Source organism: Pseudomonas sp. IT-347P, assembly GCF_949768005.1.
Classification (GTDB): Bacteria; Pseudomonadota; Gammaproteobacteria; order Pseudomonadales; family Pseudomonadaceae; genus Aquipseudomonas.
Genome location: NZ_CATKPQ010000022.1, coordinates 409,979 through 426,662 on the forward strand (window position 1 = coordinate 409,979; position 16,684 = coordinate 426,662).

The window sequence follows — 16,684 nt, forward strand, 5'->3', positions numbered from 1 at the left end:
GGGAGCGTGACATGCCAGCCACAAACATCAATATCGGCGAACCGTGGATGTGGGGCGCCTTCATCGTCTTCGTGCTTGCGATGCTGGCATTGGACCTGTTTGTCTTCGGTGGACGCAAGGCACATCGGGTCTCAGTGCGTGAGGCCTTGTCCTGGGTCATTGCCTGGTGTTTGTTGGCACTGAGTTTCGCAGCGCTGCTTTGGTGGTATCTGCACGGCACGTTCGGCGCTGACATCGCCCGGCAGAAAACCCTCGAATTCCTTACTGGATATTTGATCGAGCAGTCGCTGTCGATCGACAACATGTTCGTCTTCGTAATGATCTTCAGCTATTTCGCCGTACCGCCGGAGCTGCAGCGGCGGGTGCTGCTGTACGGCGTGCTCGGGGCGATCGTGATGCGCGCGGTGATGATTTTTGCCGGGGTATGGCTGGTGTCGCAGTTCGAATGGCTGCTGTATGCGTTCGGCGTGTTCCTGATCTTCACCGGGATCAAGATGCTGGTGTTCGCCGAGCACCAGCCGGATCTGGACAAAAATCCACTGCTGCGCTGGGTACGCGGGCATATGCGCATCACCAGCGGCTTTCATGGCGAAAGGTTTTTCATCCTGCAGAACGGCGTGCGCTGGGCTACCCCGATGTTTTTGGTACTGGTGTTGATCGAAGCCAGTGACCTGATGTTCGCGGTCGACAGCATCCCGGCGATCTTCGCGGTGACGACGGACCCGTTCATTGTGTTCACCTCGAACATCTTCGCGATCATGGGCCTGCGCGCGTTGTACTTCCTGCTGGCGGACATGGCCGAGCGCTTTCATCTGCTCAAGTATGGACTGGCGATTGTGCTGGTGTTTATCGGTGGCAAGATGGTGTTGATGCCGTGGCTGCACATGCCGGTGGAGTGGTCGCTGGCGGTGGTGGGTGGGGTCATCCTTGGCTCAGTCCTGCTGAGTCTGGTGATGACCAGAGAAAGCGAACGCAGCACGGAATGACACACCACAAAACCCTGTGGGAGCGAGCTTGCTCGCGAAAGCGGTGTGTCATCCACCGATGATGCTGGATGATCCGACGCCTTCGCGAGCAAGCTCGCTCCCACAGGGATTTCATTTGGCCGACAGTTATTTGTCAGACTTGATGTTGGTCCACACCCGTGTCCGCACGCGCTCGATTTTCTGCGGCAGCGGTTGCACGACGTAGAGGTTTTTCAGGGCCTCTGGTGTGGGCGTGAGGTTCGGGTTACCGGTGATTTCCTTGTTGATCAGCGGCATCGAATCCTTGTTCGCATTCGGGTAACCGAGGAAGTCGCTGATCGGCGCAATCACGTTCGGATCAAGCAGGTTGTTGAGGAATTCATGGGCCTCGGCGACGTTCTTCGCGCTCTTCGGTATGGCGAAGGTGTCGAACCAGATCGGCGCGCCTTCCTTCGGCAAGCGCCAGTCCACCACTACGCCGTTTTTCGCCTCTTTGGCGCGGTTGCCGAACTGGTAGAAGCTGCCGGAGTAACCGATGGCCACACAGATGTCGCCGTTGGCGATGTCGGTCATGTATTTGGCCGAGTTGAAATAGGTCACGTAGGGGCGAACCTTGAGCATCAGCTCCTTGGCTTTTTCATAGTCGGCGGGGTTCTGGCTGTTCGGGTCGAGGCCCAGGTAATGCAGGGCCAGCGGCAGGATTTCCGTCGGCGAATCAAGCATCGCCACACCGCAGGATTTGAGCTTTTCCATGTTCTCCGGTTTGAATACCAGATCCCAACTGTCCACTGGTGCGTTGTCACCCAGTGCCGCTTTGACCTTGGCCGGGTTGAAGCCGATCAGCACGGTGCCAACCATGTAAGGCACGCCGTACTGGTTGCCCGGGTCGTTCTTGCTCAACAGTTTCAACAACTCCGGATCCTGGTGACTCCAGTTCGGCAGTTTCGATTTATCCAGTTTCTGAAACACGCCCGCCTTGATCTGCGTTTCAAGGAACTGGTTCGACGGCACCACCAGGTCGTAACCGGAGTTGCCGGTCAGCAGTTTGGCTTCCAGGGATTCGTTGGTGTCGAAGGTGTCCCAGGTCACTTTGATGCCGCTTTTCGCGGCGAAATCCTTGGGCACCGACGGCAGGATGTAGTCCGCCCAGTTGTACACGCGCAACTCGCGTTGCTCAGCCTGAACGGCGCTGGCCAACAGCGTCAGCCCACACACAGCGGCACCCAGAATGCGTTTCATCGTGACCATGGTTGTTCCCCAAAAGGCAGCGTGAGTTCGATGGTTTTTATGTTCTGTACACGGCAGCGGCTGTAAAGGTAGCCAAGGGTAAAAAAGGTCCAGCGTTTCGTTGTGGTTTTGATTCTTGCTGACAGCGTAGCCGGAGCACAGTGGGGGATCGGCCAAAAGGGGATCGATGTGGCCAATTTGAATGACCGCCAGGATGCGGAAACGACAATGCCCGGCACTTGGCCGGGCATTGTTGGGTAGCGGATCAGATCAGTCGGTGTAACCCAGCCTGGTCGCCCTGCTCCGCTCAGTCTGCCCGCGTGTCGCCAGGCAGTAATACAACGGAACGGTGACCACCAGGCCCACCAGCCAGGACAAATCCGCGCCTTCGACCAGATTGGCGTAAGGCCCGACATACAGCGAGGTATTGGCAAACGGCAACTGCACCAGGATGCCGATGAAGTAAGCAATGATCGCGTGCAGATTGAAGCGCCCATAAATCCCGCCATCGGCGCGGAAGATCGAGGTAATGTCGTAGCAACCGCGCTTGATCAGGTAGAAGTCGATCAGATTGATCGACGCCCACGGCACCAGCACCAGCAGCAACGCCAGAATCAAACCGATGAACTCGGAAATGAAATCCGCCGACGCACCCAGCGCGACCAGACAGCAACCGGCCAACACCACGCTCGACAACACCACACGCACCTTGATGCTCGGCGTCCATTGGCTGGCAAACGTCTGGATCGAGGTGATGATCGACAACACCGCGCCATACAGGTTCAGCGCGTTGTGGCTGATGATGTTAAGCAGGAACAACACCATCAGAATCGGCCCGAGCCAACCCGTCGACTGCTTGACCGCGACCATCGCTTCGGTACCTTCCGGAGTAGCCAGCACGGCCACTGCACCAAAGCTGAACGACAGAATCGTGCCCAGCGTCGCGCCCAGATAGGTCGCCCAGAACGGCTTGGCAATGCCGATATCCGCTGGCAGGTAACGCGAGTAGTCGGACACGTAAGGCGAGAAGCTGATCTGCCAGATGATCCCCAGCGACACCGTCGCCAGCCAGCCGGACAGGTTGAAACTGCCGCGAGTGAGGAAGTCCGCCGGCAAGTCATGAGCAAAGATATAGATGAACCCGGCCAGCAATGCACCGCCCATCACCCACGTGCCGATGCGGTTCAGCGTGTGAATGAAGTTGTAGCCGATCACGCCAATCGCGGTGGCCGCCAGCGCCCCGATCAAAATGCTCAACGGCGCCGGCACCGACGGCGCGATGCCGACGATGGATTTACCGGCGAGCACGATGTTGGAAATAAAGAAACCGATGTAGATGATCGCCGCAAAGAACACGATCAACAGCGCACCGTAACGGCCGAACTGGCCGCGACTCTGGACCATTTGTGGAATGCCCATGCGCGGGCCTTGTGCCGAGGCCAGCGCGATCACCACGCCGCCGATCAGGTGCCCCAGCGCAATCGCCAGCAGCCCCCAAAGCAAATCGAGATGGAACACCTGAACCACCATGGCGCCGGTGACGATGGGCAGTGGCGCAATGTTGGTGCTGAACCACAGGGTGAAAAGGTCGCGGGCCTTCCCGTGGCGTTCCGCGAGTGGGACGTAGTCGACCGTATGGTTCTCGATCAACGGATCTTGCCGGGACATCTGGGTCATATGCATGAACTCGAGTTTGTCTGTTCTTATCTTTGTATGAAGCCAAACCGGGGGGACTCTTTGGTCGCCCCTCAGATGCAGACCATATTATGGTATTCCAAACAATTCACAAGACTGATCCGTATTTTACGGCGCCAGCTGATACGCCATCCTCTCTGAAACCGTGGCCTGCAGACCAGGTGAAAGCCCCGTAATTGCTGAGTTTCCGACGAACGCGGCACGTTTATCGGTTCAGCTTAAAAGGCCTTGCAAAGATCGAATACTGGTATACCATCAGACCAACAAACACATAAAAACAGCAACACATCACCCGAGGACCGACCAATGATCGATGCCGCCATCTACAAACAAGTCATGGGCTCGTTCCCGTCCGGCGTAACCGTTATCACCACCCTGGACGATGACGGTCAGATCGTCGGCCTGACCGCCAGCGCGTTCAGCTCGCTGTCGATGGACCCGGCGCTGGTGCTGTTCTGCCCCAACTACAGCTCTGATTCCTATCCGGTGCTGATCAAAAACAAACGCTTTGCGATCCACGTTCTCTCCGGCGGCCAGCAAAGCGAAGCCTACGCCTTCGCCCGCAAAGGCAAGGACAAAGCGCAAGGCATCGAGTGGACCTTGAGCGAATTGGGTAACCCGATCCTCGCCAACGCGACGGCTATCATCGAATGTGAGCTGTGGCGCGAATACGAAGGCGGCGACCACGCCATCATGGTCGGCGCGGTGAAGAACCTGATCGTCCCCGAGCAAATCGCCGGGCCGCTGGTGTACTGCCACGGCAAGATGGGCGCCCTGCCCGTCCTGGCCTGATCGACATTACCAAGCCAACACAGATCAACTGTGGGAGCGGGCTTGCTCGCGAAGGCGTCTTGTCAGTCGCCATAGATGCCGGCTGTTATACCGCCTTCGCGAGCAGGCTCGCTCCCACAGGTAGCCTCAACAACAAAAGATCCGAGGAAGCGTCATGAAATTTTCCCTGTTCATCCACATGGAACGCTGGGACGAAAGCGTCAGCCACCGCCAACTGTTCGAAGACCTCACCGAACTGACCCTGATGGCCGAGGCCGGTGGTTTCAGCACCGTGTGGATCGGCGAACACCACGCCATGGAATACACCATCTCGCCGAGCCCGATGCCATTGCTCGCCTACCTCGCCGCCAAGACCACCACCATCCACCTCGGCGCCGGCACCATCATTGCGCCGTTCTGGCACCCGCTGCGCGTCGCCGGTGAATGCGCGTTGCTCGACGTCATCAGCAACGGTCGCATGGAAGTCGGCCTGGCCCGTGGCGCCTATCAGGTTGAATTCGATCGCATGGCCGGCGGCATGCCTGCCTCCAGCGGTGGCCAGGCATTGCGCGAAATGGTCCCGGTGGTCCGCGCCCTGTGGCAAGGCGACTACGCCCACGATGGCGACATCTGGAAATTCCCCACGTCCACCAGCGTGCCGAAGCCAATCCAGAAGCCGAACCCGCCAATGTGGATCGCCGCCCGCGACCCGGACTCGCACAACTTCGCTGTGGCCAACGGCTGCAACGTTATGGTCACGCCGTTGATGAAGGGCGACGAAGAAGTCCTCGACCTGAAGAACAAATTCCAGACCGCGCTGGACAACAACCCCGACGTACCGCGCCCGCAATTGATGGTGCTGCGCCACACCCACGTACACACCGCTGATAACCCGGATGGCTGGAAAGTCGGCGCGAAAGCGATCTCACGGTTCTACCGCACCTTCGATGCGTGGTTCGGCAATAAGGAAACGCCGGTCAACGGCTTCCTCGCGCCGAGCCCGGAAGAGAAGTTTGCCGGGCGTCCGGAGTTTGAACTGGAGAGTTTGCACAAGACGGCGATGATTGGTACGCCGGAAGAGATCATTCCGCGGATCAAGTACTATCAGGAGCTGGGCGTGGATGAGTTCAGTTTCTGGTGTGACAACAGCTTGCCGCATGAGGAGAAGAAGAAGTCGCTGGAGCTGTTTATCAAGCATGTGGTGCCGGCGTTTCGGTGAGTCACTGCTGATTGCCTGCCCCAAATAAAAAAGCCCCGAGCAGTTCGGGGCTTTTCAGTTCAGCATGCAAATATTCTTCCGGGATATTCCCAACGCCAAATCAGAATTCAAAAAATCTATCTTGTGAAATCTGCTTCTATACCTGGTCAATCATCAACTCCTGCTGTTGTTGACTCATGGCCGCCTGCGAAAAATTGGCCTTCATCGCCAGAGTCAATTTATATCCAGCAAAAATCAGGCGTAATCTCACAAGCGACTCCTGCTGATACAAGAATATTTCTAACCCGCAGGACCGACTTCGCCTGACCGCTAAATACCAGAGTAGAGCCTTGCAGGAGCATATCTCTCGACATTAAAAAATTGTGACCTTCGTTGAAGACAACTAATTTGCCTCTACACTGCTCGCATGCTATTGGAAAGGGTTCAGTCATTATGGGTTACCACAGTCAATAATCCGAACACTTGTTTCTTCCTGCGTGTCCACAACGGCTATGCACCGTTAATCGGTTTGAAGTCATCAATGGTTTTGTTTTTTTGCTTCAGTAAAGACACTACAAAATCGGCATCAAAACTCAGTAGAAAGACAATAGCATCATAAATTTTCCAGCGATGAACTTCGAAATGATCAACTATCGAGAGAAGATGCTCTTTTATGAGAGGTAGATATTCTTGGCACCCTTCTCTCCTTGCAAAATCAAGTGCGCTGGTTATTTCAAACGGCTTACTGTTCGCCAGCACAATTATCTTCGATATAAGTGGGAATACTTCAGCTCTCGCGACCTCAGCGTGACCCCGATCAGCGATATTGGCATAGTATTGAGTCAGGGCAAAAAGTATATGACGATAAGTATCATCATAACCGTGCAACCGATGAGAATAACTCCATTCAATGCTTTCAGGCTTTACCATACATGTCTCGAGAGCCATTAAACCGTCTGAGCATCCCCAATGGGTTAAAAGCTTCGCGGCCAGGAACCGCTCTTCATCGTTCTCTGTACGGCAAAGTAATTCCTTAACAGCGTCAACTCGTTCCTGAGGAATATCCTCTGAATCCAAGTCTCCGGCTTCTACAGCATAATCGGCATGCTCCGGGATATCGTTTAAAAGCTTGTATGTTTTCGAGTCCATAAAAATTTCTTTTATACCTTTGTCTGGTCATCCCAAAACAAAACGAGGGACGCGCCACATTATCGGAGCGCTAACTAAACGAGGGTAATCCGGGGACAGACCACGTTTTCGGAGTACGCTTTAATCGTGATTTGTCCCCATTTACCCCATTTTACCGTTTCAAAGCATTTTTATGTGTTCTTTCCCATTTAATCTTTAGTGAAGTCGTCGCAACGTATCCAGTCAGCGAGCTTCAATGGTAGCTTAAAAATAGAAGACTGCATCAACTTCGGGAGATCCACTAACTTTAGCGCCGATTTTGGTTTGGCAATTAATTTATAACCACCCTGCTCGGAAGCGTCATGACTGAACAACCCTCTGCCAGCTATTTCAACAAAAGATTTTAAATAGCGCGCACGCTGAGCTTCATCGGCAAACTCAACCAAATTGGCTTCTACTATCTCAACGTCCACGCCTTCAGGCCTTGAGTAGAAGTAGTCATAAATTTCCTCATATCTGGAAATTGACTGACGGACATCGTCGGGCACAACTCCATGTCCACCTGTAGCGAAATGAGCGATGACCCCACCTCGACATGAGGCAAACCAATCAAGATCATTGATTTCCAGAAATTCGTCGTGCATTTCCATTATTCGACTCCGGAAATATTAGTGCAGTTATCACACCAAAAAACTACCTGCCCGTCCTTGGGCGGATCGAGGGAGTGAATTTTAGAGAAGACGGGGACAGACCACGTTTTTTGAATAAATTACAAAGCCGTGGTCCGCCCCCTTATCTAAACGTGGTCTGTCCCCATTTATCCTAAAAAAGGGGACACTACGCATTTCTTGGCGCTCCTCATTACTGATGACCGACAACTTGCCCCACCTGCCTTCAAGCTTTATGCAACTCACACATCTTATTCAAGAAAATCAGAAGCCTTGAATAAATCAGTAACGGAACCTCAATTACAACTGCATCCTCCGATGTCTCTATACATAAAGGAAGCGAAACATAAAAATCCTTTTTCTCAGATGCCTCCGAGAAAATCGATGCATTCAAGTTGCTTTTTATACCTATAATATCTTTAAAGAAAACACTCTTTTCCGCCCCTTCCGACAAAATTGAAAAACCAATTTTAAAAATCCGAAAAACTTCACAACCAAAATTTAGCTGATAAATCCCAACGCCTAAAACTTCATGAGTAGTAGAGGAAATAAAAACTCCATAGCCGGACAAATTTATACTATTTAGCTGCTTCAAAGCGTTCATCAATGCAACCCCTTCAGGAACTCTCTAAGCCCTTCTCTAGTAGCGGGAAAAGTATACGAAAATTTTTGCCCGACTTCGCCACCACCTAATGCTGCCCCTTCCTCAGATGCGAAATATCCTCTGAAAGTAATGTTTTGGCCACCTTTGGACTGAGTGTACTCCAGCATTTTCTTTAATGGGCCTACCAGTTCTGCTGCGCCATCCGGGCCAACGCCCAAAAATCCTTTACTCGTACCAATTGCTAAATCATCAAAAATCACATCGGTTCCGATCATGCTCACTTTTGGAGAGTATATTGATCCTATATCGTTGGCAGCGTAGAAATTGACTTTACCGAGATCGACCGGAATCTGTCCAACACCCTCTGCGCCAGAATCGAGCAGGTTAGTTGTACCTTGTTCAACTTTGGAAAACCACGAGCCCGCCTTTCCGATCAAAGCTAATAATCCTGCACCGGTGATTTCACCGGCCATGAACGCGCCCCAAGCTTTAACGAATTCATTCGCAGGTTGAACGCCTTCAAAGCCCTGTCCTTGATTGAGTGCTAACTGCGCTTGAGCGATTTCGTCCGCAGTTGCTCCATGTTGTTGCATGTACTCGATCATGGACGTTGCCGCCTGCGCATACTGGGTTAAGCCCGGGGACACATGCAGATCAAAGTTGTAGGTCGTGGCGTTGTCGGCGATCCATGCTCCCGTTTGAAGAGTCTCGGCATCACCATTCCCTGTGGCAGACGCTGCTAACACACCGACGATTTGTGACGCCATCGAGAGCAGGTCTTTGTTTCCCCCGACCATCCTGTTCAATTCAACTACGAGTGCTTCATTCGCCCCAGGATGACGCCCTGCGCACCCACGTTGTAATCATGAAACTGGTTGTGCGACAGACCGCTGGCATTGGGCGTGGCGATATTGATGATCGGTACGCCATTGCCCGCGTGATCCAGCGAGGTGTTCGGGTTGGCCACCACGATGCCGTCGGCCTGCGCCCACATCGGTTGCCAGAACATGACGTTGGCCAGCAGGAACGCCAGCCCGCGTTTAGGCATGCCGAGGAAACGTTCGTGGTGTTTTACGACAGCAGCAGGCTGACTGGTCACGCAGACCAGTTGACGGAAGTCCATTTAAGAATCTCAGGGCAGGCAGGTGTTAGAGGAAGAAATCCATGCGGAAATAGATCGGTGTTTCGCGTTCGGTGAGCGCGTCCGGTCGTTCCAGGGAATGGGCAAATGTCACACTGGCGGCGACGTGCTGACCACGGGCGAACAGTTCCAGCGAGTTGCTCGACATGCGCCCGTGCTGATCACCGTTGTAGCGATCGCCACGGATCACACCCTGGTCGTAACCCAGGCTGGTGCCGTATTCAGCAAACACAGGCTGCAGCCATTCGGCGGTCACCGGACGGCTCCAACGCAGATCGTTGCGCCAGTATCCGCCGCTGTCGCCAGACAGGGACTGATCCTTGTAGCCACGAATCGATGACGAGCCGCCAAGGCTGGTGCGCTGTGAACTGAACAGCACGTCTTCACTGCGCTGGCCGGTCATCAGGCTGCTGAAACTGAACGATTCGCCCCATAGTTTGAACGGCTGCAAATAGCTCAGGGTGGCGGTGTATTTGCGGTAGCGTGCATTCGGCTCGCCGGGGCCGGGATCGTGACTGCCCTGGGCATCGAAAGCGCCGATGCCTTCTTGCATGCCGGCGTCAAAGTTGACGAAAGCACTGCCGACACGACGACCGTGGTTGAAGCCGAATTGCGCTTCGCTGATGCGGTTGCTGCTCAGTTTGAGCTTCCTGTCTTCGATGAAATTGTTGGTGCGCAGGTACGACAGGCCGGTGCTGAGCGAGGTCTTGCTGACGGCGTCGCGGTGGATCACGCGCTCGGCACGCAGTTGATGGTTTTCGCTGTCGCCGGTCTGTTTGAAGTTGTAGCCATTGGCGGCGATCTGCGAGCGGTATTCGCTCTGGCTGTAGGTGTAGCTGAACGTCCACCAGCCCCACGGCACGCTGTAATTGAGCATGGCGTTGTTGGAGGTGTGCTGATGATCGGTCATCGCATCGTGACCACCGCGCAGGCTCAACTGATCGGCCAGGCCGAGCGGGCTGTCCCAATCAAACGTGGTGCCCCACTGCTGTTCACCGGTGCTGCGCTGGCCGTCGTTGTTGCGTGACAGACCAGCGCGCCAAGGTTTCTGCGGCGTATTGGTGACCCGCACTTCGCTGCCACCTACGTTCTGGCCCGGCGCCAGCTCCATTTTGGCCTGATTCGATGGCAAGCGATTGAGCTGATCGACCATTTGCTCGATCTCGCGCAGGTTGACCAGATCACCCGCCTTACCGGGAAAGGCCATGGCCAGTTCGCGATCTGAAAGCTTGCTGTTCTCGGCGCCTTTCAGACCTTCGAGCTTGCCTTCTACCACCAGTACCTTCAAATGTCCGCCGGACAGATCCTGTTGTGGCAGGTAGGCGCGGCTGGTGACCAGGCCCTTTTCGATGTAGTGATCGGTGATGACTTTGAGCAGCTCGTTGAGCTGAGGCACGCCGAGGCATTCGCCGATATAAGGTTTGAGCAGGCGGGCTTTATCGCGCTCGGAAAGGCTGTCGGCGCCCTTGAGTTCGATGTCTTTGATCGGAAAACAACGGGTGTCGGCGGGCGCTGTTGGTTGCGCAGGTCTGGCGTCCTTGCCGGGCAGATCCTTGAGCTCTTCGAGGCGCCGCTGTTGCTCCTCGAGCAGGCGATTCTGGCGATCGCGGATCAGGTCGGTTTCACCTGGGGTAGGTGCAGCGTGGGCAATTTGAAGCGCAGACAGACACAATAAAGCCACGCACATCCGCGCCGCCAGTGCGTGTGAGAACACGTTCGATCCCTCGAAACGAAAGTTGATATCGAAATAGTGGCGCGATATTAGATGGCCATTATTTTGACGTCAAACTTAAGTATCAACCGTCCATCGGGGTTTGGCATTGACGCATTAATGTTCTACGCCCAATCGGGTCGCGACGTCGTCCGGTGTCAGCAGGCGACCATCGGCCGCGATCAACTCCAGCTTGCGAATCGGCTGCCGGTGCTTGGCATCGACCATCACCGAACCCGGCTCGCCCGGCGTGTACATGAACTCGCCGCCCCACTGCGACAGCGCGACGATCACGGTCTGCAAGGCTTTGCCGCGCTCGGTCAGCACGTATTCCTTGTAGGCGCCGCCGTCGGCGGCTGGCATGGCTTGCAGAATGCCTTGCTCCACCAGACCTTTGAGGCGCGCGCTGAGCATGTTTTTGGCGATATCCAGGCTTTTCTGGAAATCGTTGAAGCGGCTAATCCCGTCCAGCGCGTCACGAATGATCAGCAACGACCACCAGTCGCCGATCAGGTCCAGGGTCCGGGCAACCGGGCAGGCATTGCCCTGCAAGCTTTTGCGTTTCACGTCACGTACTCCCTCGGTTCAGTGATCAGCCATGCGGCTGCGAGTTGCATCATACAACTCTGCAGCGCATCCACGAATGAGCCGACGTAAAACCAGCACTTGCATACAAGTAGCCGGACCGCTTTACGCTGATAGTGAATGCCGCCATTTCGGCCTGAACCTCGAAGCAGGAGTCTCCATGAGCACCTTCACCACGCAAGACGGTACCGAGATTTACTACAAGGATTGGGGCAGCGGTAAACCGGTGCTGTTCAGCCACGGCTGGCCACTGGATGCCGATATGTGGGAATACCAGATGGAATACCTGAGCAGCCGGGGCTATCGCACCATTGCGTTCGATCGTCGCGGTTTCGGCCGTTCCGATCAGCCGTGGACCGGTTATGACTACGACACGTTTGCCGATGACATCGCGCAACTGATCAACCACCTGGATCTGCGCGACGTGACGCTGGTGGGCTTCTCCATGGGCGGCGGTGATGTCAGCCGTTACATCGCTCGTCATGGCAGCGAACGCGTTGCCGGTCTGGTATTGCTGGGCGCGGTGACGCCACTGTTCGGCAAGAAAGCCGACTTCCCGCAAGGCGTCGATACCGCGGTGTTCGACGGTATCAAGGCCGGCCTGCTGAAAGACCGTGCGCAGTTCATCGCCGATTTCGCCGCGCCGTTCTACGGCACCAATCAGGGCCAGAAAGTCTCTGACGGCGTGCTCACGCAAACACTGAATATCGCCCTGCTGGCCTCGCTCAAAGGCACCGTGGATTGCGTCACCGCGTTTTCGGAAACCGACTTCCGCCCGGATATGGTCAAGATCGATGTACCGACACTGGTGATCCATGGCGACGGCGATCAGATTGTGCCGCTCGAAACCACCGGCAAGCAGGCAGCGGCGCAGATCAAGGGCGCTGAGTTGAAGGTTTACGCGGGTGCACCGCACGGCTTTGCAGTGACGCATGCGCAGGCGTTGAATGAGGATTTGCTGGCCTTCCTCAACCGCTGAAACCCTGCTATCAAACCTGGCGGCGAGGGAGCCTTCTCCCTCGCCACAGAATGTCTAACAAGGCGGATCACCGGCAAGGTCTCGGCCTGCGCTTGAAAGCCCCGTATTTAAAGGCCTTCAGCCCTCTGCATCAGAATTTTATCTTCACATCCCAGCTTAATAATATTTTACCGATACCCCCCTCCTCCCTAGTCTGACCTCAAGCCAAACGGACAAGCCAACAGCGGCCCGAATCCCACTGCCTTGCTAGGAAGGATGTAGAGATGACCTCAGAAATAATAAAAACAGACACGCTGATCGTGGGTGCCGGCCAGGCAGGCGTCGCCATGAGCGAACACCTGAGCAAACTCGGTGTGCCGCACCTGGTGCTGGAGCGCAATCGCATTGCCGAACGCTGGCGCACCGGGCGCTGGGACTCGCTGGTTGCCAACGGCCCGGCGTGGCACGACCGCTTTCCCGGCCTGGAATTCGACGACGTCGATCCCGACGGCTTCGCCCCGAAAGAACGCGTGGCCGATTACTTCGAAGCCTACGCGAAGAAATTCAATGCACCGATCCGCACCGGTGTGGAAGTGAAAAGCGTGGTGCGCAATGTCGGTCGTCCGGGCTTCACGGTTGAAACCTCCGAAGGGGTGATCGAAGCCAACCGGGTTGTCGCCGCTACCGGGCCGTTTCAGAAACCGGTGATCCCGGCGATTGCCCCGCAAGACGGGCGCCTGCTGCAGATCCATTCCGCTGATTATCGCAACCCGCAGCAACTGCCGGCAGGCGCGGTGCTAGTGGTCGGTGCCGGTTCTTCCGGCGTGCAAATCGCCGATGAACTGCAACGCTCCGGCAAGCAGGTTTACCTGTCGGTCGGCGCCCATGACCGCCCGCCTCGCGCTTATCGCAACCGGGATTTCTGCTGGTGGCTGGGCGTGCTCGGCGAATGGGATCAGGCGGCGATGAAGCCGGGACGCGAACACGTGACCATCGCAGTCAGCGGCGCCCATGGCGGTCGCACCATTGATTTCCGTGGGCTGGCCCATCGCGGCATGACCCTGGTCGGTGTCACTGAATCGTTCAAAAACGGCGTGGTGAGCTTCAAGCAAGACCTGCTCGGCAACCTCACTCGCGGTGACGAAAACTACCTGGCCCTGCTCGATGCGGCTGATGCCTACATCGAACGCAACGGCCTCGATTTGCCAGAAGAGCCGGAAGCGCGCGAGACCTATCCGGATCCTGAGTGCGTGAAAAACCCGCTGGTCGATCTGGATCTGGCCAAGGCCGGCGTCACCTCGATCATCTGGGCCACCGGGTTTGCCGTGGATTATTCCTGGCTGCAAGTCGCAGCGTTCGACGACAAGGGCAAGCCGGTGCATCAGCGCGGTGTGTCGAGCGAGCCGGGAGTGTATTTCCTCGGTCTGCCGTGGCAGTCGCGCCGTGGCTCGTCGTTTATCTGGGGCGTTTGGCACGACGCCAAACACGTCGCCGACCACATCGCCACCCAGCGCAAGTACCTCGACTACCGCGATGCCGAGCAGCGTGAAGCCGAGTTGCACCACAACAGCCACAGCAAAACCGCCGACACCGTCGACGCTTGATCTCTTTTCGCCCCGGCGCCGATTGCGCCGGGCAAACCTTCTTCAGGAGTATTCCATGAGCCAGCCCACCCACACGCGCATCCGCATGTTCAACACCAAGGACACCTACCCGAACCAGACGCTGGACAACGACCTGTGCCAGGCCGTGCGCGCCGGCAACACCGTGTATGTGCGCGGCCAGGTCGGTACTGATTTCGACGGCAATCTGGTCGGTCTGGGCGACCCGCGTGCGCAGGCCGAACAGGCCATGCGCAACGTGAAGCAACTGCTCGAAGAAGCTGGCAGTGACATGAGCCATATCGTCAAGACCACCACCTACCTGATTGACCCACGTTATCGCGAGGCGGTGTATCAGGAAGTCGGCAAGTGGCTCAAGGGCGTGTTCCCGATCTCCACCGGGCTGGTGGTGTCGGCGCTGGGGCAGCCGCAGTGGCTGATGGAGATTGATGTGATTGCGGTGATTCCTGAGTAAGTCAGGCAACCGAGTTATGGCCATCGCGAGCAGGCTCACTCTACATTTGAAATGCGTTCCCCTGTAGGAGCGAGCCTGCTCGCGAAGAGGCCAGTCCAGACACACAAGGAGTTCATCAGATGACCTTTTCAATCGCCGCCCGCTGCGCCGAAACCGGGCAGTTCGGTATCGCCATCAGTTCCTCCAGCATCGCCGTCGGCGCCCGTTGCCCGTGGCTGCTGCCGGGTGTTGGTGCGGTGTCGAGCCAGAACATCACCCTGCCGTCCCTCGGCCCGGAAGTCCTCGCACTGATGGAGCAAGGTCTCACCCCTGACGATGCGCTGGACAAAGTCCTCACGCGCAACGGCTACAGCCAGTACCGCCAGATCACCGCGATCAACCATCTCGGCCAGACCGCGCACTTCAGCGGCGCGCAAACCCTCGGTGTGCACAATGCCGTCACCGGTGAACAGTGCGTCGCCGCCGGCAACATGCTCGCCGGGCGTGCGGTGATCGAAGCCATGGTCAGCGCCTTCGAGGATGGCGAAGGTCAACTCGCTGATCGTCTGCTCAAGGCCCTGCACGCCGCACAAGCCCTCGGCGGTGAAGCCGGCCCGGTGCATTCGGCCGCTGTCGTGGTGGTCGGCGAGCAGACTTGGCCGATCGTCAACCTGCGCGTGGATTGGGCCGATGAAGACCCGATCGGTCAGTTGCAAAAACTCTGGAACGCTTACGAGCCGCAGCTTCAGGACTACATCGACCGCGCCCTCGATCCGGCCAAAGCGCCGGGCTATGGCGTGGCCGGTGATGACCGATGAACAGCGTCGAGTTGCTCAAGGCGCTGGTGGGGTTCGATACCACCAGCCGTGAATCCAACTTGCAGTTGATCGAATTCGTCCGCGATTACCTCGCAAGCTTCGACGTGCCCTGCGCGCTGATCTACAACGATGAGCGCAGCAAGGCCAACCTGTTCGCCACGCTCGGCCCGGTGGATCAACCGGGCATTGTGCTGTCCGGGCATACCGATGTGGTGCCGGTCGATGGCCAGCCGTGGACGCTGCCGCCGTTCGAACTGACCGAGCGCGACGGCAAACTGTTCGGCCGCGGCACGGCGGACATGAAGGGTTATATCGCTTGCGTGCTCGCGCTGGTGCCGGCGCTGGTGCAGGCGTCATTGCGTCTGCCGGTGCACATTGCCCTGTCGTATGACGAAGAAGTCGGCTGCCTCGGCGTGCGTTCGTTGCTTGAGGTTTTACAGCAACGCCCGATCAAACCGTTGCTGTGCATCATCGGCGAGCCGACCGAACTGAAACCGGTGCTCGGCCATAAAGGCAAACTGGCGATGCGCTGCGACGTACACGGCCATCCTTGTCATTCGGCCTACGCGCCGCTGGGGGTCAATGCCATTGAATACGCCGCCGAACTCATCGCTGAACTGGGCCGACTCGGTCAGCAACTGAAAGCGCCAGAGCATCACGATGCGCGCTTCGATCCGCCCTACAGCACGGTGCAAACCGGGGTGATCAGCGGCGGCAAGGCGTTAAATATCGTGCCCGCCGATTGCCGATTCGATTTCGAGATCCGCGCCCTGCCCTCGCAGGATCCGGCGCTGGTTGCCGACGCGCTGAAAGCCTATGCCGAACGCGAAGTGCTGCCGCGTATGCGAGCGGTCAGTGCGCAGAGTGATATTCGCTTCAGCGCCTTGTCGGCGTATCCGGGTCTGGCCACCAATGCGCGAAGCCAGGCCGCCGAGTTGATTTCTGCCTTCTGCGGTTCGAAGGATTTCGGCACCGTGGCGTTTGGCACTGAAGGCGGGTTGTTTGATGCGGTGGGCATTCCCACGGTGGTGTGTGGCCCTGGCAGCATGGATCAGGGTCACAAGCCTGACGAATTTGTCAGCCTCGATCAACTGCAGGCGTGCGATGAAATGCTCCAGCGCATGCTGACGTTTATCAGCCTCTGACACGCGGCTCGATTG

At 56.7% G+C, this 16,684-nt stretch carries 16 protein-coding genes and 1 pseudogene; 8 read left to right on the forward strand and 9 right to left on the reverse strand.

Annotation, left to right across the window (positions count from 1 at the left end):
* Nucleotides 1-11 precede the first annotated feature (11 nt).
* Nucleotides 12-986 carry a TerC family protein gene (locus ACM6IV_RS10525; RefSeq protein ID WP_414869905.1) on the forward strand — a complete coding sequence of 325 codons (975 nt, stop codon included), beginning with the start codon at nucleotides 12-14 and terminating at the stop codon, nucleotides 984-986.
* Between the two features lie 126 nt (nucleotides 987-1,112).
* Here the strand turns inward: ACM6IV_RS10525 and ACM6IV_RS10530 are convergent, their stop codons facing one another.
* Together ACM6IV_RS10530 and ACM6IV_RS10535 are read right to left on the reverse strand one after the other, a co-directional pair.
* A complete protein-coding gene (locus ACM6IV_RS10530) occupies nucleotides 1,113-2,213 on the reverse strand; it encodes a polyamine ABC transporter substrate-binding protein (protein ID WP_414869906.1) in 1,101 nt (366 codons plus the stop codon).
* A gap of 249 nt (nucleotides 2,214-2,462) precedes the next feature.
* Entirely contained in the window at nucleotides 2,463-3,869 is a 1,407-nt protein-coding gene (locus ACM6IV_RS10535) for a purine-cytosine permease family protein (protein ID WP_414869907.1), read from the reverse strand.
* A 324-nt stretch (nucleotides 3,870-4,193) separates the two neighbouring features.
* Between ACM6IV_RS10535 and ACM6IV_RS10540 the strand changes: the two genes are divergently transcribed.
* Both ACM6IV_RS10540 and ACM6IV_RS10545 read left to right on the forward strand, forming a co-directional pair.
* Entirely contained in the window at nucleotides 4,194-4,679 is a 486-nt protein-coding gene (locus ACM6IV_RS10540) for a flavin reductase family protein (RefSeq protein WP_016987069.1), read from the forward strand.
* Nucleotides 4,680-4,833: 154 nt separating this feature from the next.
* The gene (locus ACM6IV_RS10545) at nucleotides 4,834-5,877 is read left to right on the forward strand and encodes an LLM class flavin-dependent oxidoreductase (RefSeq protein ID WP_093437590.1); all 1,044 of its coding nucleotides are present in this window, start codon (nucleotides 4,834-4,836) and stop codon (nucleotides 5,875-5,877) included.
* Nucleotides 5,878-6,366: 489 nt separating this feature from the next.
* Here the strand turns inward: ACM6IV_RS10545 and ACM6IV_RS10550 are convergent, their stop codons facing one another.
* The 7 genes and pseudogenes from ACM6IV_RS10550 to ACM6IV_RS10580 form a co-directional block, all read right to left on the reverse strand.
* Entirely contained in the window at nucleotides 6,367-7,005 is a 639-nt protein-coding gene (locus tag ACM6IV_RS10550; RefSeq protein WP_414869908.1) for a hypothetical protein, read from the reverse strand.
* 188 nt (nucleotides 7,006-7,193) lie between these two features.
* Nucleotides 7,194-7,634, reverse strand: a complete 441-nt coding sequence (locus ACM6IV_RS10555) for a hypothetical protein (RefSeq protein WP_414869909.1) — start codon at nucleotides 7,632-7,634, stop codon at nucleotides 7,194-7,196.
* 244 nt (nucleotides 7,635-7,878) lie between these two features.
* On the reverse strand, nucleotides 7,879-8,256 hold the full coding sequence (locus ACM6IV_RS10560) for a hypothetical protein (protein WP_414869910.1): 378 nt from the start codon (nucleotides 8,254-8,256) through the stop codon (nucleotides 7,879-7,881).
* Entirely contained in the window at nucleotides 8,256-9,023 is a 768-nt protein-coding gene (locus ACM6IV_RS10565) for a hypothetical protein (protein WP_414869911.1), read from the reverse strand. The genes ACM6IV_RS10560 and ACM6IV_RS10565 overlap by 1 nt, the downstream gene beginning before the upstream one ends.
* Nucleotides 9,024-9,088: 65 nt before the next feature.
* Nucleotides 9,089-9,379 (reverse strand): annotated as a pseudogene (locus ACM6IV_RS10570) (hypothetical protein); the annotation flags it as partial.
* Nucleotides 9,380-9,404: 25 nt separating this feature from the next.
* Nucleotides 9,405-11,084 (reverse strand): ShlB/FhaC/HecB family hemolysin secretion/activation protein, encoded by a 1,680-nt coding sequence (locus ACM6IV_RS10575; RefSeq protein WP_414870255.1) that lies wholly within the window; start codon nucleotides 11,082-11,084, stop codon nucleotides 9,405-9,407.
* 141 nt (nucleotides 11,085-11,225) lie between these two features.
* The gene (locus tag ACM6IV_RS10580; protein ID WP_414869912.1) at nucleotides 11,226-11,675 is read right to left on the reverse strand and encodes a winged helix-turn-helix transcriptional regulator; all 450 of its coding nucleotides are present in this window, start codon (nucleotides 11,673-11,675) and stop codon (nucleotides 11,226-11,228) included.
* Nucleotides 11,676-11,853: 178 nt separating this feature from the next.
* On the opposite strand from ACM6IV_RS10580, the gene ACM6IV_RS10585 reads away from it, so the two are divergent.
* The 5 genes from ACM6IV_RS10585 (at nucleotide 11,854) to argE (ending at nucleotide 16,669) form a co-directional block, all read left to right on the forward strand.
* The gene (locus ACM6IV_RS10585) at nucleotides 11,854-12,672 is read left to right on the forward strand and encodes an alpha/beta fold hydrolase (RefSeq protein WP_414869913.1); all 819 of its coding nucleotides are present in this window, start codon (nucleotides 11,854-11,856) and stop codon (nucleotides 12,670-12,672) included.
* Between the two features lie 263 nt (nucleotides 12,673-12,935).
* On the forward strand, nucleotides 12,936-14,255 hold the full coding sequence (locus ACM6IV_RS10590) for a flavin-containing monooxygenase (RefSeq protein ID WP_414869914.1): 1,320 nt from the start codon (nucleotides 12,936-12,938) through the stop codon (nucleotides 14,253-14,255).
* Between the two features lie 55 nt (nucleotides 14,256-14,310).
* Complete coding sequence (locus ACM6IV_RS10595) at nucleotides 14,311-14,727, forward strand: RidA family protein (protein WP_039763092.1); 417 nt, start codon at nucleotides 14,311-14,313, stop codon at nucleotides 14,725-14,727.
* Between the two features lie 119 nt (nucleotides 14,728-14,846).
* Entirely contained in the window at nucleotides 14,847-15,524 is a 678-nt protein-coding gene (locus tag ACM6IV_RS10600) for a DUF1028 domain-containing protein (protein ID WP_414869915.1), read from the forward strand.
* Nucleotides 15,521-16,669, forward strand: a complete 1,149-nt coding sequence (gene argE, locus ACM6IV_RS10605; protein WP_414869916.1) for an acetylornithine deacetylase — start codon at nucleotides 15,521-15,523, stop codon at nucleotides 16,667-16,669. The genes ACM6IV_RS10600 and argE overlap by 4 nt, the downstream gene beginning before the upstream one ends.
* Nucleotides 16,670-16,684 lie beyond the last annotated feature (15 nt).

Bases quoted from the DNA above. Each gene is read 5' to 3' on its own strand.
- ACM6IV_RS10525 (WP_414869905.1), top strand. From the start codon at position 12: ATGCCAGCCACAAACATCAATATCGGCGAACCGTGGATGTGGGGCGCC.
- ACM6IV_RS10530 (WP_414869906.1), bottom strand. From the start codon at position 2,213: ATGGTCACGATGAAACGCATTCTGGGTGCCGCTGTGTGTGGGCTGACG.
- ACM6IV_RS10535 (WP_414869907.1), bottom strand. From the start codon at position 3,869: ATGACCCAGATGTCCCGGCAAGATCCGTTGATCGAGAACCATACGGTC.
- ACM6IV_RS10540 (WP_016987069.1), top strand. From the start codon at position 4,194: ATGATCGATGCCGCCATCTACAAACAAGTCATGGGCTCGTTCCCGTCC.
- ACM6IV_RS10545 (WP_093437590.1), top strand. From the start codon at position 4,834: ATGAAATTTTCCCTGTTCATCCACATGGAACGCTGGGACGAAAGCGTC.
- ACM6IV_RS10550 (WP_414869908.1), bottom strand. From the start codon at position 7,005: ATGGACTCGAAAACATACAAGCTTTTAAACGATATCCCGGAGCATGCC.
- ACM6IV_RS10555 (WP_414869909.1), bottom strand. From the start codon at position 7,634: ATGGAAATGCACGACGAATTTCTGGAAATCAATGATCTTGATTGGTTT.
- ACM6IV_RS10560 (WP_414869910.1), bottom strand. From the start codon at position 8,256: ATGAACGCTTTGAAGCAGCTAAATAGTATAAATTTGTCCGGCTATGGA.
- ACM6IV_RS10565 (WP_414869911.1), bottom strand. From the start codon at position 9,023: ATGGCGTCACAAATCGTCGGTGTGTTAGCAGCGTCTGCCACAGGGAAT.
- ACM6IV_RS10575 (WP_414870255.1), bottom strand. From the start codon at position 11,084: ATGTGCGTGGCTTTATTGTGTCTGTCTGCGCTTCAAATTGCCCACGCT.
- ACM6IV_RS10585 (WP_414869913.1), top strand. From the start codon at position 11,854: ATGAGCACCTTCACCACGCAAGACGGTACCGAGATTTACTACAAGGAT.
- ACM6IV_RS10590 (WP_414869914.1), top strand. From the start codon at position 12,936: ATGACCTCAGAAATAATAAAAACAGACACGCTGATCGTGGGTGCCGGC.
- ACM6IV_RS10595 (WP_039763092.1), top strand. From the start codon at position 14,311: ATGAGCCAGCCCACCCACACGCGCATCCGCATGTTCAACACCAAGGAC.
- ACM6IV_RS10600 (WP_414869915.1), top strand. From the start codon at position 14,847: ATGACCTTTTCAATCGCCGCCCGCTGCGCCGAAACCGGGCAGTTCGGT.
- argE (WP_414869916.1), top strand. From the start codon at position 15,521: ATGAACAGCGTCGAGTTGCTCAAGGCGCTGGTGGGGTTCGATACCACC.